The following is a 14,684-nucleotide window of genomic DNA, read 5'->3' as shown; positions in this document are numbered from 1 at the left end:
CGCCGCTCCTATGCGCCGGCAGGGCCCGCGCCGAGACCCGGGACGCAGGTGAGAATGGGCGGCGTGACGCCGGTCGCGATTTGATATCTCTCGGCCGTGGCCTGCGCAAAAGAGTCGGCATGTCGCGCTTCAACGAGATTGATGGTGCAGCCGCCGAACCCACCGCCCATCATCCGGGCGCCATAGACTCCCGGAAGGCTGTGCGCGATGTCGACCATCAGGTCGAGTTCGGCGCAGCTCACCTGATAGTCGTCGCGCAGGCTTTCATGCGAAAGATTCATCAGACGGCCGCACTCCTTGAGGTCTCCCGCGTCGAGCGCCGCGGCGGCGCGCAACGTTCGATCGATCTCGCCGACGACATGACGGGCGCGGCGAAAGACGAGTTCGGGCATCGACTCCGCGTGTCGCATCAATTGGGCGAATGTCACGTCGCGCAACGCCGATACGCCGGCGATCCGAGTGGAGAGCACCGCCACCGCGCGTTCGCAGTCCTCCCGGCGCACATTATATTCATCGCTCGCGAGCTGATGGCGCACCATTGTGTCGCAAAGAACGAGGCGCGCTTGCGGATCGATTGCAACTTTGCGCGATGTGAGGCTGCGGCAATCGAGCAACAGGGCGCTCCCCGCGACGCCGCAGCACGAGATATACTGGTCCATGATCCCGCAGCGCACGCCGACAAACTGATTTTCGGCGCGCTGGCAGATTTTGGCGAGTTCGACTCGGTCGACCTCGGCGCCGGAGATCGTCAGAAGCGCAAAGCCGGCTGAGACTTCAAACGCCGCCGAGGCCGAAAGGCCTGCTCCAATCGGGAGATTTCCGTTGAGGGCGAGATCCGCGCCGCTCAGCCTGTAGCCGGCGCGCTCAAGAAAAATCGCCACGCCCCGGATATAGTCCGTCCAGTCGCCGCGAGGCTGCGCGGCAGAGTCGTCGAGATCGAATTCGACGATTTCGTCCATGATCAGCGAGCGTATGCGAAGATGGCGGTCAGGACGCGGCGCGATGGCGGCCCAGATCGACAGATCAATCGCAGCCGGCATCACGAAGCCGTCGTTGTAATCGACGTGCTCGCCGATCAGATTGATGCGGCCGGGCGCGCGAAAAAGGCGCGGCTCGCGCTCAAAACTCTGGCGGAAGTCGGCAATCAGATCCTGCTCAATCCTCAACTCCATTCCAGCCACAGTCCTATTGTCATGAAACCGTCAAGGCGACGCCGCATCGAACGGCGGCGATAAGGAAGTCAAATGATAGTCCGCGCATGACACGTCAACGCCTTGGCGTTTGCTACTATCCTGAACATTGGCCGCAGTCACGCTGGAGCGAAGATGCGGCCATGATGCAGGAGACCGGTCTTTCCTTTGTCCGCATTGGCGAATTCGCCTGGTCGCGGCTGGAGCCGAACGAGGGGGATTATCGTTTCGAATGGCTTGAGCGCGCTGTCGATGCGCTCGATCGCGCCGGCCTCAAGGTCGTGCTTGGAACGCCGACGGCGACGCCGCCCAAATGGCTCGTCGACAAGATGCCCGATATGGCGGCGCTCGACGCCGAGGGCCGCCCGCGCAAATTCGGCTCGCGCCGGCATTATTGTTTCAGCCATCAAGGCTACGCTCGAGAATGCGACCGAATCGTCGAGCGTTTGGCGCGAGCTTTTGGCGGGAACCCCGCCATAGCAGCCTGGCAGACCGACAATGAATATGGCTGCCATGACACTGTGCTGAGCTATTCGCCGGCGGCCCTGCAGGCGTTCCGCAAATGGTGCGAGACCAAATACCGCTCCATCGAGACGTTGAACGAGGCCTGGGGCAATGTCTTCTGGTCGATGGAATATCGAAGCTTTTACGAGATCGAACTCCCAAATTTGACGGTCACCGAGGCCAATCCCTCGCATCTGATGGACTTTCAGCGTTTCTCGTCGGATCAGGTCGTCGCCTTCAATAGGCGTCAAACCCAAATCATCCGACGACACGCGCCAGATGCGACGATCCTCCATAACTTCATGGGAGCGTTCGTCGATTTTGATCATTATGCGCTCTCTGAGGACCTGGATGTCGCCGCGTGGGACAGCTACCCGCTCGGCTTTCTCGAGCGTTCATCCAACGACGACGCGTTCAAGATGCGCTACATGCGGGTCGGCGATCCCGACTTTCAGGCGTTTCATCACGACCTCTACCGCCAATGCGGACGCGGCAGATGGCAGGTGATGGAGCAGCAGCCGGGCGCGGTGAATTGGGCGCCGTGGAATCCGGCGCCCGCCCAGGGCGCGGTGCGACTCTGGACGTTCGAAGCTTTCGCTGCCGGCGCCGAGACAGTGAGCTACTTCCGCTGGCGGCAGGCGCCCTTCGCGCAGGAGCAGATGCATGAAGCGCTGCTGCTGCCCAACGCCGAGCCCAATGAAGCCTATCAGGCCCTCAGCCGTATCTCCAAAGAGCTTGCCGCGCTCGATGCGCGCGTCGAAACGGCGCGCGCGCAAGTCGCGCTGGTTTTCGACTATGAGAGCGCTTGGGCATGGCGCATCCAACCGCAAGGTCAGGATTTTTCCTATTTCGACCTCATCCTCTCTGTTTATCGGGGTCTGCGGCGGATGGGCCTTTCGGTCGACGTCATTCCGCCCTCGGCGGCGGCCGTCGCCGAGCGCAGGCTGATCATCGCGCCGGCGCTTTTTGCGCCGTCTCGCGATTTTACTGAAGCGCTGGCGAAAAGCGGCGCGACGATGTTGCTGGGTCCGCGCACGGGATCGAAGACAGCCAACTTTCAGATCCCGGCTGAACTGCCCCCCGGCGTTCTACGAAGTCTGATCGACATTCGCGTCAGGCGGGTCGAGAGCCTGCGGCCGGGCGCCTGTGTGAGGATTTCAGAAAAAGGCGCCTTCGTGCGCTGGCGCGAATTTCTCGCGCTTGGAGAAAAAGTCGAGCGAGAGATCGCATCGGGGGACGGCGAGACAGCGCTCGCGCGATGCGACAATGTCTTTTATCTCGCCGGCTGGCCCGACGAAGAACTATTGGACAGCGTGCTGCGCCGCGTTTTCCACGCCGCCGGCATATCGACGCTCGATCTTCCGGAGGATATCCGCGTCCGCGACAATGGCGCGACTCGCTACGTGTTCAATTACGGACCCCGAGCCACCGATATCTCGGCGCTCGTCGGGGAAGAAACTCTCCTGCTTGGCGATCGGCTTCTCGAACCTTGCGGCGTCGCGGCGTTCAGGCGTCGCGTCTGACGCGCGCGCCACTCAGAACACGAGCCAAGAAGCGACGACGAAATAGGTCATGAGCGAAAAGGTGTCCTGGACCACGGTTGCGACAGGCCCGGAGCCGAGCGCCGCGTCATAGCCGAGCCTTGCAAAAAGCCACGGCATCAGAAAGCCGAACGCCGTTGCGATCGTGCTCGCGACGGCCAGGGAGATCCCCACGGTGGCGGCGAGGCCGACGCTCGAAAAGAAGAACCAAACAATTGGGAACGCGAGACAGCCGAGCATCGAGCCGAGCAGCGCCCCCGTGCCCAACTCCCCGAGGAAGAGCGGCAGCAGCGCCGAATCGGTCAACGACAAGCCACGGACGACAACCACCTCCGATTGCGTGCCGACCGAGTCGGCGAGATAGACGATCGCGGGAATAAAAAAGGCGACCGCGATGTGAGCGCTGAGCGCAGTCTCAAAGCGCGACATCATGGCGGTCGCCGCGGCGCTCCCAGTCATTCCGACGAGCAGCCAGGGCAATCGATAGAGCGCGCGGCGGTGCGGCGCGGCCGTCAAGGCGTCTTTCGCAGCCTCTGACTTGCCGAGGATGCCCACCATGTGGTGCAGATCCTCAAGATGCTCGTCCCGCAGGATCGTCATGAGCGCGCGCGCCGGCACGGCGCCGAGAAGTCTTCCATCCGCGTCGCAGATCGCCAGTATCGACAGCCCTGAGCGAATGGCGACGCTCGCCGCATCTTCGCGGTCCGCGTCGATGGAAACGCTATAGCCCTCAGCCGCTCTTGCTATGTCCTGCAGAGCTGTCGTCTCCGCCGCGCCGAGGAGATCGCGTATGGCGACGACGCCGACGAGGCGACCGTCTTCGGCCAGCACGAAGACGTGGGAAGCGTCCTCGAATGGCTCGCCGATCAATCGTGCGCGCGCTTCGCCAACGCTCTCCTGCCGGCCAGCCATGGGCACACGCGTCACGAGGTAGCGCTCCACGGTCTGGCCGTTCATCTGGGCGACTCGTATGCGGTCTGTTTGCGGAAAACGGGACAGTGCGGTCATGACGTTTTATGATGTTCTTGAGAGAGGGAAGCATTCCGCCTGATCAGCAGCGCGCAGCTGCAGGTCATAGGATGGGCCGCGTGACAATGATGTGACGAACCCTTACGCTCATTTCGTGCGCACATCGATTGTTGCATGCTAGGTGTTTTGGTAGATTTCTTGACCGTCGCCGCTCTGATTTGGCGGCCGCCCGGAGCGAATGGACCGGAGTCGCAGTGATGAAACCCTTTCAGTTTGCGTTGGGCGCTTTGACCGGCGCCGCCGCCGTTCTGCTCCTGAACCGCCAAGGCGCGCAACGCGTGCGTCCGGTCGCCAAAGCGGCGCTGAAAGCCGCAGTGATGGCGTATCACGAGGCGCGCGTGCAAAGCGCCGAACTCGCCGAAGCTGCCGAGGATCTCTTCGCCGAAGCGAAGGCCGAAGCCGCCGCCGACATCTTCGCCGCGGCTGTGGCGGCCGCTCAGGCGAAGGCTGCGCAAGCCAAACACGATCCGAAACCCGAAGCGACGCCAAAACCCGAGAGCGCGGCGCCAACGGGCGAGGCTGCGGCCTCGCGCGCGGCTGGCGAGAGCGCATAGATGGGCGACGCGACTCTACCACTGGCGCAGGTGGCTCATGCCATGCCCGGCCGCGCGCGGCTGCGCGTCGCCGACCGTCGCGGCGACGCCGCTTATTTCGCTTCGATCTCCAAGGGACTTTCGGCGATCGCGGGGGTCCGCGCCGTCGAAGTGGCGCCGCTGACGGGCAGCGTGCTCATTCAGCACAGCGGACCGCTGGCGCGCATCGGCGTCGCGGCGCAGGAGGCCCGGCTATTTGTTGTCGGCGAAGCGCCTCCGGTCGCGCGCGTCGCGCCGGAAGTCTCCATCGACCCAAAGGCAGTCGCAGCGGTTGCTCTCCTTGGCGCGGCGCTATGGCAGATGTCGCGAGAAAGCATCTTTCCGCCTGCCATCACTCTGCTTTGGTACGCAAGCCGACTTGGCGGATTCTGGTCGCTCAATGGCGACGGCGACGGCGGCGATTAGGCCTATTCCTTCAGCGCATCCACGACGTCGATCGCTTCCCAGGGAAGGTCGAGATCGGCGCGGCCGAAATGGCCGTAGGTCGCAAGCGGAAGATAAAAGCCCGCTGGCCCGGACCTCTGAGGCGCCCTGCGCAAGCCGAAACGGCGAACGATCGCTGCGGGTCGGAAATCCATGAGCTGGGCGAGCCGTCTGGCGAGCTTCTCATCCGCCAGCCAGCCGGTGCCGAAAGTTTCGACTGAAAGACTGAGCGGCTCCGCCTGCCCCGCCGCGTAGGCGAGATGCACTTCGCAGCGCTCGGCGAGCCCCGCCGCGACGATATTCTTGGCGGCGTGCCGCGCGGCGTAAGCGCCGGCGCGCTCGATGCGCGAAGGATCCTTGCCTGAAAGCGCCGAACCGCTCTGGCGCGCGATTTCGCCATAGGCGTCGATCCCGCTCTTGCGCCCGGTCAGGCCAGCGTGGCGCGCCGGTCCGCCGATTTCAAAGCTTTCGCCGGCGTTGACATGTATCCTCGTCTGACCGTCGGCCTTCATGTCGCCCACCGAGAGCGAATCGAGCGCGAGCGCACGCAGCCGGTCGAGTTTAGCGTCGTCCATTGCCGCGCCGTCGAAGGCGACGGTCAAAGAGACTCCATAAATGCGCGCGGGACGGCCGCCGCGATATTCGACCGACACTTGCGTCTTGGCGTCGGGCGAGAGCGCCGAAAATCCGTCGCGCCGCGCCGCGTCCAGCGCGCGCGCGACTCTGTGGGCGAGGCTGATCGGCGCCGGCATGAATTCGGGCGTCTCGCGACAGGCGTAGCCAAACACATTGGCCTGCTCATGCGCGACGCGCCTGCCGATCGCGGCGTCGTCTTCGAGTTCCTCAAGCGGCGGTTCGCGCGCCTCGAGCGGAAGTTCGATGAAGCTCGTCAGGATCGAGCAATTTCGCGCGTCGAAGCTCCCGGCGGCGTAGCCGGCGTCTTGCATCACGGCGCGCGCGAGCGCCGGCAAATCGACGAGCGCGTCGGCGGCGTATCGCGCTGCGAGAAAAACGACGCCTGTCGCAAGCGCGCATTCGACGGCGGCGCGCGCGCGATCATCTTCGCGCAGCAAAGCATCTATGGCGGCGTCGCTGATCTGATCGCAGAGCTTGTCTGGATGCCCGGGCGTCACCGATTCGGATGTGAAGATCATGTCAGGCGACATGGTTTTCTCCGTTGGCGCGCGGCGCTTCTTCGCGATCCGCGATTCTGCCGATGATATCGTTGGCGAGCGAGCTGCCGAGCGCAATCGCGCCGATCCGCAACAGATCGCCGGCGACAAGCGGCGACAGGCCAAGAAGGCGCCGGGTCAAAGGAAAAAGCTGCACGCCCGCCTGCAGCAGCAGGGTCGCGCCGACGGCGCCGTAGAGTGTCTTGTTGGCGGGCCTGCCAATCTCGGAACTCAGGCCTCGCGACTCGGAGCGACAGGACAGGCTGTGGAGCAGCTGGCCGCAGGTGAGCCCATGAAAGGTGACGGTGCTGGCGCGCCCGCCGCCTGCGCCGCCGCCGAGGCTGAAGTAGCCGATAAGCGCCGCTACGCCCATCACCGAGCCCTCGCGAAGAATTCGCCGGAAGTCCGACGCCGCGAGAATGGGCGCTTTCGGATCATGCGGAGGCTTGTCGAGCACGTCGGGCTCCGGGGGTTCGAGACCCAGCGCGATCGCCGGCAGCGCGTCGGTGGCCAGATTGAGCCAGAGCAATTGCATCGGCGTCAGCGGCTCGCCGCTGCCGACAAGGGCGGCGCCGAGCATGGCGATTGTCTCCGACGCATTCGTGGACACAAGATAGCGCAACACCTTGCGAATATTCGCGTAGGTGGCGCGGCCGAGGCGTATCGCCTCGACGACGCCGTCCATGTCGTCGGTCGCGAGCACGATGTCGGCGACCTGACGCGCGACGTCGGCGCCATCGCCGCCCATGGCGATTCCGACGTCGGCGGCGCGCAGCGCGGGGCCGTCGTTGACGCCGTCGCCGGTCATGGCGACGATATGGCCGTGGCCCTGCAGCGCTTTGACGATGTTCAGCTTGTCGACGGGGCTGACGCGCGCGAAGACGTGCGGCTGTCTCGCCAGCGCCTCAAGCATCTCGGGCTGCATTTTCGCCATCTGCCCGGCTTCGAGCACGCGCAGCTCGCCGCCGTGATTGAGATCGAGCCGGCGCGCAATCGCGAATGCCGTCGCGCTCTGATCGCCGGTGATCATCACCGTGCGCACGCCAGCCCGGTGCAGCTGCTTGAGCGCCGGGCCGACGCTGGCGCGAATGGGATTGGCCATGCCGGCGAGGCCGAGCCAGGTCAGATCGCGCTCGTTGCGGGGATCGCCGCCGCTTTCGCCAATCGCGACGCCAAGGACGCGCAGCGCGTCGCCGGCCATACGTTCATTGGCCCTGAGGACGGCCGTCCGCGCCGTTGAGTCGAGCGGCGCGACGCCATCGACGGCGCGGCGGTTCGCGCAACGCGCCAACACCTCGACTGGATCACCTTTGACGCAAAGCACGCGCGCGCCGTCAGTCGTTTCGTGGAGCGTGCTCATGCGCTTGCGGCCTTCGCCGCGCGCGACATTCGCCTGCACAGGCGCAGATCGCCGAAGCGCGACGGGATCGACGCCCATGGCCACCCCCGCTTCCACCAGCGCTGTTTCGGTCGGCGTGCCCTCGATCTGCCAATCGTTCGCGGCGGGCTCAACCGCAGCGTCGCTGCAAAGAGTCGCGACTTCGAAGAGGCGACGCGCAATATCAGTGGTTGCGGCGTCGGCGTCGACGCCCTCGCGCAACAGTCGGCCCTCTTTGAGTTCAAACGCCCCATTGTCGACGTGAACACGAACCGCCGCCATGCGGTTTTCGGTGAGCGTGCCGGTCTTATCGAGTCCGATCGTCTCGATCGCGCCAAGCGTCTCCACGGCGTCGATCTTGCGCACCAGCACCTTGCGCTTGCGCATGTCCTGCACGCCTAACGCGAGCGTCGTGGTCGCGATCGCGGGAAGTCCTTCGGGAATGGCAGCCACTGCGAGTGAAATCGCGCTGCGCAGAGTGGGGATCAGACCGTGTCCACGCATGACGCCGAGCAGAAAGACGCTTGCGCAAATGACGCCATTGACGATGACGAGTTCGCGCTCCACGTCGCCAAGTTCGCGCTGTATGGGAGTCTGCGGCCGCTGCAGCGCGCCGAGCAGTTGCTGCACGCGGCCGATCTCGGTCTGCGCGCCGATGGCGGTGACGATGGCTGCGCCTGATCCGCCGGTGACCGACGTCCCGCGAAACACCATGTTGCGACGATCTGAAACGCCCGTATCCGGGGACAGGACGATTCTTGCGTCCTTGGGCGCCGGTTGCGCCTCGCCGGTCAGCGCCGATTCGTTCACCGTCATGTCGTCGCTGGCGATCAGCCGCGCGTCCGCCGGCACGGAGGCGCCGCGCTCGATCAGCAGAAGGTCGCCAGGCGCGAGATCGCGCGAATCTATCCTTGATCGCACCCCGTTACGGATGACGACGGCCTCTGACAGCTCTTCGCCGGCAAGACTCGAAATCGTGCGATCCGCCTGCCGCTCGGTGGCGGCGGCGATCCCGGCATTGATCAACACCACCGCGGCGATCATCACCGCATCGGCGACGCCGCCGGTCGCCAACGACACCACCGCCGAGACGCCGAGCAAGGCGATCGGCAGGCTGGTCATCTGTTCGGCGAAAATAATCGCCGCCGAACGCGGGTCTGCGCGGCGAAGCTCGTTGCGTCCCCATTTCTGCAGTCGTTCCGCCGCGTCCTCCGCCGTTAAGCCTTGAGCGACGTTCGTTTCGAGCCGCAGGGCGAGCGCGTCGACAGGCTCGGCGTGAGCGGCGTTTTGCGGAGCTGTCGCGGCGGCGCCTTCGCCCGCGTCCCACATCGGCGCTTCAGCAACCGCCGTTTCGAGCGCCTGCATCAGCCGCGCGCTTGTGAGCGGCGGCTGAAACTCGACGAGAGCCGAACCCGTCAAAGCGCTGGCCCGAACGAAGAGGACTCCCGGCAAGCGTCGAAGGCGTTCCTCGACGGACTGCGCGAGCGTCGCGCGGCCGCGCAGCGCCATATGGCGCAGCCGCGCGCGGCCGGAACAAGCGTCGTGAATCAGCTCCGCGTTGAATTGCGCGCAGGACTCGACGCCGAAGCGAGGTGAGCCTACGGGCGCGTCATCTGAGTCCGCTTCAGCCAGGATCATCGAGCACATTGTCTGACGCGCATCGAAGCCCGCATTTCACGACCGTTCGATGACATTTTGGGCGCATCGATCGCGCGAGCAAAGCGCTTCATCGCCGCAGCGCACGCAATGTCGGCGCGCCGCAGCGTGTGAGGCCGCTACTATAGTTGCGCGTGGGATTGGCGCAACCGCCCGGCCCGTCGCAAGCCTGTAAGGCGCCAGGCGGCGAAGCGGCGCATCTCGCGCTTGCGAAATTCTACGGTCCGCGGAACCTTAATGGACGGTCGGCGTTCCCCAGACGCGGGAAGCTTATATTGTGCTTTGTCTGTCCGCGAATTTAAGAGAGGCTGTCGTTTTCAATTTCATCGATTCGGGTGGGAGCGAAACCATGTTTCCGAAAAAGCTGCGCGCGGCGAGCTTCGCCGCGGCTGGACTCATCGTCGCAGCGAGCAATTGCTTTGCACAGTCGACCGCGCCCATCAAAGTAGATCAGGGATTGACATGGACCGAAGCCGTCCGCAAAAATTTCTACAGCCGCGATCAGGGCTCGCGACTTATTCCCCTGGCCTGGCTTAAAGCGCTTAAGCACCCTAACGGCGAGACTTTCCTTGCCGACGGCTTGGCGCGATACGGCTATCTTCCGGACGACGCCAATCCACAAAGAGGTCTGCCGATCGGATTCAGCGTCGCGCGCGAGAAAGAGGGTGACGTCGTCGGTCTGACCTGCGCCGCCTGTCACACGCGTCAAATCGAGGTCGAGGGCAAGGCCTATCGAATCGACGGCGGTCCGGCGATCGCCGACCTCGGCGCCTTCTGGGCGGAGCTCAACGCGGCGGTCCATCGCGCGCTCGCCAGCGAGCAGAGCTTTGCAGACTTCGCGAAATCGGCGCTTGGCGCCTCGCCGTCGCCGCAACAGATCGCGGCGCTCCGCAAGGCCGTCGAAGAGTGGTCGGCGCCGTTCGACGCGATCACCCAGGAAGGGCTGCTGAAAGCCAAACCTTGGGGCCTTGGACGTCTCGACGCCGTCGGCATGATCTTCAATCGCGTCGCCGGTCTCGACATCGGGCCGCCGCCGACGTTCATCCTGAAGGAGAACATGAAGCCCGCGGATGCGCCTGTCCGCCCGCCCTTCCTTTGGAACGCATCGATTCAAGATCGCACGCAGTGGCCCGGCTTCGCCGAGAACGGCAACACGATCCTGGCCCTCTCGCGCAATCTCGGCGAAGTCTATGGCGTCTTCGGGATCTTTCATCCCAAACAGAACGACGCGCGTCCTCTCGGCTTCGATTACGACGCAGACAATTCGGCGAATTTCGCCGGCCTGCTGTCGCTGGAGCAGTCGATCGAGCGACTGGGTCCCCCGCGATGGCCATGGCCCGTCGATCGCAATCTCGCGGCGACAGGCAAGGCGATTTTTGCGCGGCCAAAAGACAAGGGCGGCTGCGCCGAATGTCATGGCATACAGGAGCTGCCGAATGGCAATTGGGTGACGCCCATAACGCCCATAGGCGAAATTGGAACTGACGCGAAAGAACTGCTCAACCTTAAGCGGACAACCGTCAGCACCGGCGTGCTTACGGGCGCATCGATTCCCTTTCTGATGGAGCCTCTGAAAGGGGAGAATGAAGCGATCGCTAATGTGCTCGGCGTGGCCGTGCGCGGCGCGGTTCTTCAATACTATTTTCCCGGCGTTCGCATCGATCCCAGGTTGCGCGCGCGCGTAGAGCAGGCGCTGCTGAAGGCCGATGACGCGGTCGCCTTCGCGAAACCCCTGCTGAAGGCGCGAATCGCAGAGAAGCTGATGACGCCAAAGATCAAGGAGACGCTTTCGCAGCTGAAGGGCGCGTATCCGCCGCCGCCCGGGACGATCAAGCCGCCGCCCGGCTATGAGGCGCGCGTGCTTCAGGGGATCTGGGCTGCGGCGCCCTATCTGCACAATGGCTCCGTCGCGTCGCTCGTAGAACTCCTCAAGCCTGCGAAAGAGCGCGCGTCACGCTTCCAGGTCGGGCCGGCATATGACATCGTCAATGTGGGCCTGGCGACCGAGCAGACAAAGTTCAACTATACGCAGCCGAGCGATGATTGCGTCGATCCGCGCGCGCCAACTGGCGACGGCCATTGCGGTCACGAATTTGGCGTAAGCCTGTCGGCCGAGGAGAAGAAAGCGCTGCTCGAATATTTGAAGACCCTTTAGCGTGCGCCGTTCTTGAGCGCGCGCAATACCAATCAAAGATTTTGAGGGGAGGGCAAAATGACGACAAGACGGAGCGCGTCCATCGCGACCGCGATGCTGATGGCGGTCTCAGCAAGTCCGCGCGAAGCCGCCCGCGCCGAAGAAGCGAAAGCCGCGGCTCCCGTGGCCCCGCTCACCAAATTCGAGAAAGCGCCGCAGGGCGAAAGCGAGCAGATCGGGCAGATCATCGCGCTCACCACGCAGCTTCTGCAGATGCGCTACCCGGAAGGGATGGCGCGGCGCGGCGTGCATCCAAAGGATCACGGCTGCGTCAGAGCGACATTTACCGTCAATCCAGACATCCCTCAAAATTATCGAGCCGGCGTATTCGCGACGCCGGGAAAAAAATATCCGGCCTGGATTCGCTTCTCCAACGCAACGCCCTTTCTCGCGCCCGATCTCGGCAAGAACGGTCCCGACAGTCGCGGCATGGCGATCAAACTGATCGGCGTCGAAGGCGATACGCTCTTAAACGAACCCGGCGCGAAGACGCAGGATTTTCTGCTGATCAACCTTCCCGGCTTCGCCTTCCCGAACGTTTCCGAATATCTGGAAGTCACGAAAATTCAGCTCGCAAAACGCGACGACATCACGTCGTTTTTTGCGCCGCCCTTGTCGCCCGAAAGATTGAAGACGATTGCGGTCGTCACGAAGATCAAGCAGACCAACGTCGGCAATCCGCTGGAGAGTCCTTATTTCTCCGCCGCGCCGTTTCTTTATGGCCCCGACAAGGTCGCAAAGTTCAGCGTGGCGCCGAGAAGCGCGGAAAAGACGCCCGTGCCGGCAAATCCAAGCACGAATTATCTGCGGGAAGCAATGAAGAAGAGCCTCGATCCCGCGATTGGCAAGCCCGCCGTCTTCGATTTCAGCGTGCAGCTGCGAAACGACGAGTCGCTGCCGATCGAAGACGCGACCGCCGAATGGCCGGAGGCCACGGCGCCGACGCAGAAGGTCGCAATGATCGAAATCGACCCGCAGGATTTCGACAATCCCTATCAGGTGACCGAATGCGAGCATATGGCGTTTACGCCATGGCACGGACTGACGGCGCATCAACCGATCGGCGGCATCAACCGGCTGCGACGCGACGTCTATATCGCCTCCTCGAAGTTCCGGTCCCAGCCCAAAGAGCCGACGGGGTTTCCGAAATGGCCATGGTGACGCGTCTCACGCGCGCGGCGCGCATCTCGCTTGTCGTATGTACGGCGCTGGCGTCACAGGCTGCTCTCGTGGGGCCGGCTTTCGCGCAAACGGCGCCTTCCGGCGGCGAGTGGCGCGCCGAGCAGGAAAAAAGACTGAAGGCGCTCGACGCCTATATCAGCCGCAAGCCGATCGCCTATCGCTGGTTTGCGGATTTTCCCTTTGGCCTTACCGACGGGACTCCGTTCATCATTCTGAAGCTGCTGCCGAAGCTCGCGCCGGAAGAATGGGGAAGCGCGGATAATTTTCTCGACGTCGCCGGGCTCTTCATCGACGAGCGCGATCCGACCTACCCCATCGCGCGCGGCTTCGGCTGGACAGGACTGTCGCGTGACAATCCGAACGGCGCCGTCGATTACGCGGCTTTGAGTTGCGGCGCCTGCCACATCGGTCGGGTGCGTCTCGAAGACGGCAGTCTGCGCTATCTCGACGGCGGCGTGAACGCGCAGTTCAACCTCGTTCAATATCGCGTCAGAGTGAAAAACACGATCAAGAGGATCACCGCGGACGCGACAACGCCCGAAGAGAAGATCGAACGCGCGACGCGCGCCATTCTCGTTGCGCTCGACGCGGCTCATGCGCAAGACGGGAATTTCTTCTACAAGAATTACTCTTTCGCTGGCCGCCGCTTCGACGCCGCCTATGAGACGCGTCAGATCGAGCTCTTCATGCAGGATGCGCCGGCGATCGTCGGCAAATTCCTGACGCGGGCCGGGCTCGAATATGTTTCTCTGCTCGACCTCGTCTACAAGAACTACAAGGGTTTCGAGGAGCAGATGACGCAGGGCTTCGGCGGAATGGCCGACGCGACCGGCGTCAGCACGTCGATGGCTTACGCCGCCGCCGAGGCGCGCGGCGAAAATCCCGATCCGAAGACCAGCCTGCCGCCCACGCCGGGCATCACCGACTTCATGGCCGTATGGGAGCAGGAGAAGCGTCTGGCGCGCTGGTCGCCGGATCACGCGCAGCTGATCGATGGCGGCGGACAATGGAACGGCAACATCCCGATTCCGATCTTCCGCAATCTCGCCGCCGAATTGACGCTCGGACTCGGACCCGACACCGATATTCGCATCGCCGCCTTCAGCGAGGATCTGCTGCGCGGCCTGCCGGCGCTGGTCTATCCCTTCCCCGTCGATCTTGCGCTGGCGAAAAAGGGCGCGGCGCTGTTCGAGGAGAACTGCGCGGCGTGCCACCGCCCGCATAACGGCAAGGTTTACGACCTCGGGACGGATCTCGGCCGCGCGCGCGTCGTCAGCGACGCGATCGCGAAAAACGCCCGCGACAGCTTCACGAAGATTTGTCCGCCGACGAGAGTCGTCGAGATGCCGCCCGCGGGCGACCGAGTCGCGCCCTGCGCGAAGTTCGAAGACGTGTCGCTGGAGAACCGCGCCGACGTCTCAATGGCCGATCCGAAGGCGCATGAGGGCTATAACGCGCTGCCGCTTGGCGGCGTGTGGGCGCAGGCCCCCTATCTGCACAACGGCTCAGTGCCGACGCTCTATCATCTCCTCGCGCCGCGCGAGCGACCGGCCGTCTTCGTCAAGAGCCGGCTTGATTACGATAGGAAGCTCGTCGGCTTTTCCTGGGAGCCGGCGCAGACGCTTTCGCGCGAGGGCTATCGTTTCGACACGACGTCCTTTCCGGCGCTCTCCAACAAGGGGCATGACAAGGACGTCGTCGAGGACGGCAAGACGCTGAAGCTCGATTGGTCGGACGACGTCGACGGCGCCATGGCTATCGTCGAATATCTGAAGACGAGGTGACATTCGAACGCCAACCGAGGTCGGGCGCCAGCCGTCCT

At 63.9% G+C, this 14,684-nt stretch carries 10 protein-coding genes; 6 read left to right on the top strand and 4 right to left on the bottom strand.

Annotated elements, in window-relative coordinates; genetic code table 11:
• Positions 1-8: 8 nt before the first annotated feature.
• The gene (gene galK / locus AC0X69_RS14130; protein WP_482608427.1) at positions 9-1,172 is read right to left on the bottom strand and encodes a galactokinase; all 1,164 of its coding nucleotides are present in this window, start codon (positions 1,170-1,172) and stop codon (positions 9-11) included.
• A gap of 161 nt (positions 1,173-1,333) precedes the next feature.
• Here galK and AC0X69_RS14125 point away from each other — a divergent pair, with 161 nt between their 5' ends.
• Positions 1,334-3,217, top strand: coding sequence for a beta-galactosidase (locus tag AC0X69_RS14125; RefSeq protein WP_482608426.1), 1,884 nt, complete (start codon positions 1,334-1,336; stop codon positions 3,215-3,217).
• Positions 3,218-3,229: 12 nt separating this feature from the next.
• Here AC0X69_RS14125 and AC0X69_RS14120 read toward each other — a convergent pair whose 3' ends face one another.
• Positions 3,230-4,192 carry a magnesium transporter gene (locus AC0X69_RS14120; RefSeq protein WP_482608425.1) on the bottom strand — a complete coding sequence of 321 codons (963 nt, stop codon included), beginning with the start codon at positions 4,190-4,192 and terminating at the stop codon, positions 3,230-3,232.
• Between the two features lie 269 nt (positions 4,193-4,461).
• On the opposite strand from AC0X69_RS14120, the gene AC0X69_RS14115 reads away from it, so the two are divergent.
• Positions 4,462-4,818: a DUF5132 domain-containing protein gene (locus AC0X69_RS14115; protein WP_482608424.1), complete on the top strand. Its 357-nt coding sequence runs from the start codon at positions 4,462-4,464 to the stop codon at positions 4,816-4,818.
• Complete coding sequence (locus tag AC0X69_RS14110; protein ID WP_482608423.1) at positions 4,819-5,262, top strand: hypothetical protein; 444 nt, start codon at positions 4,819-4,821, stop codon at positions 5,260-5,262.
• A 2-nt stretch (positions 5,263-5,264) separates the two neighbouring features.
• Here AC0X69_RS14110 and metK read toward each other — a convergent pair whose 3' ends face one another.
• Together metK and AC0X69_RS14100 are read right to left on the bottom strand one after the other, a co-directional pair.
• Positions 5,265-6,446: a methionine adenosyltransferase gene (gene metK / locus AC0X69_RS14105; protein ID WP_482608422.1), complete on the bottom strand. Its 1,182-nt coding sequence runs from the start codon at positions 6,444-6,446 to the stop codon at positions 5,265-5,267.
• Positions 6,436-9,468: a cation-translocating P-type ATPase gene (locus AC0X69_RS14100; RefSeq protein WP_482608421.1), complete on the bottom strand. Its 3,033-nt coding sequence runs from the start codon at positions 9,466-9,468 to the stop codon at positions 6,436-6,438. Before AC0X69_RS14100 ends, metK begins: the two co-directional genes overlap by 11 nt.
• 367 nt (positions 9,469-9,835) lie before the next feature.
• On the opposite strand from AC0X69_RS14100, the gene AC0X69_RS14095 reads away from it, so the two are divergent.
• The 3 genes from AC0X69_RS14095 to AC0X69_RS14085 are packed head-to-tail and all read left to right on the top strand — an operon-like array spanning position 9,836 to position 14,646.
• On the top strand, positions 9,836-11,641 hold the full coding sequence (locus AC0X69_RS14095; RefSeq protein ID WP_482608420.1) for a di-heme-cytochrome C peroxidase: 1,806 nt from the start codon (positions 9,836-9,838) through the stop codon (positions 11,639-11,641).
• A 57-nt stretch (positions 11,642-11,698) separates the two neighbouring features.
• Positions 11,699-12,841 carry a catalase family protein gene (locus AC0X69_RS14090; RefSeq protein WP_482608419.1) on the top strand — a complete coding sequence of 381 codons (1,143 nt, stop codon included), beginning with the start codon at positions 11,699-11,701 and terminating at the stop codon, positions 12,839-12,841.
• Entirely contained in the window at positions 12,835-14,646 is a 1,812-nt protein-coding gene (locus AC0X69_RS14085) for a c-type cytochrome (protein WP_482608418.1), read from the top strand. The genes AC0X69_RS14090 and AC0X69_RS14085 overlap by 7 nt, the downstream gene beginning before the upstream one ends.
• Positions 14,647-14,684: the final 38 nt, after the last annotated feature.

The organism is Methylocystis sp. Uni0008, from assembly GCF_056838045.1.
The sequence above is the reverse complement of the archived record's forward strand: the minus strand, read 5'-3'. Positions and strand labels throughout refer to the sequence as shown.

Excerpts from the sequence above, each read along its gene's own strand:
- galK (WP_482608427.1), bottom strand. The coding sequence starts at position 1,172 with ATGGAGTTGAGGATTGAGCAGGATCTGATTGCCGACTTCCGCCAGAGT.
- AC0X69_RS14125 (WP_482608426.1), top strand. The coding sequence starts at position 1,334 with ATGATGCAGGAGACCGGTCTTTCCTTTGTCCGCATTGGCGAATTCGCC.
- AC0X69_RS14120 (WP_482608425.1), bottom strand. The coding sequence starts at position 4,192 with ATGAACGGCCAGACCGTGGAGCGCTACCTCGTGACGCGTGTGCCCATG.
- AC0X69_RS14115 (WP_482608424.1), top strand. The coding sequence starts at position 4,462 with ATGAAACCCTTTCAGTTTGCGTTGGGCGCTTTGACCGGCGCCGCCGCC.
- AC0X69_RS14110 (WP_482608423.1), top strand. The coding sequence starts at position 4,819 with ATGGGCGACGCGACTCTACCACTGGCGCAGGTGGCTCATGCCATGCCC.
- metK (WP_482608422.1), bottom strand. The coding sequence starts at position 6,446 with ATGTCGCCTGACATGATCTTCACATCCGAATCGGTGACGCCCGGGCAT.
- AC0X69_RS14100 (WP_482608421.1), bottom strand. The coding sequence starts at position 9,468 with ATGATCCTGGCTGAAGCGGACTCAGATGACGCGCCCGTAGGCTCACCT.
- AC0X69_RS14095 (WP_482608420.1), top strand. The coding sequence starts at position 9,836 with ATGTTTCCGAAAAAGCTGCGCGCGGCGAGCTTCGCCGCGGCTGGACTC.
- AC0X69_RS14090 (WP_482608419.1), top strand. The coding sequence starts at position 11,699 with ATGACGACAAGACGGAGCGCGTCCATCGCGACCGCGATGCTGATGGCG.
- AC0X69_RS14085 (WP_482608418.1), top strand. The coding sequence starts at position 12,835 with ATGGTGACGCGTCTCACGCGCGCGGCGCGCATCTCGCTTGTCGTATGT.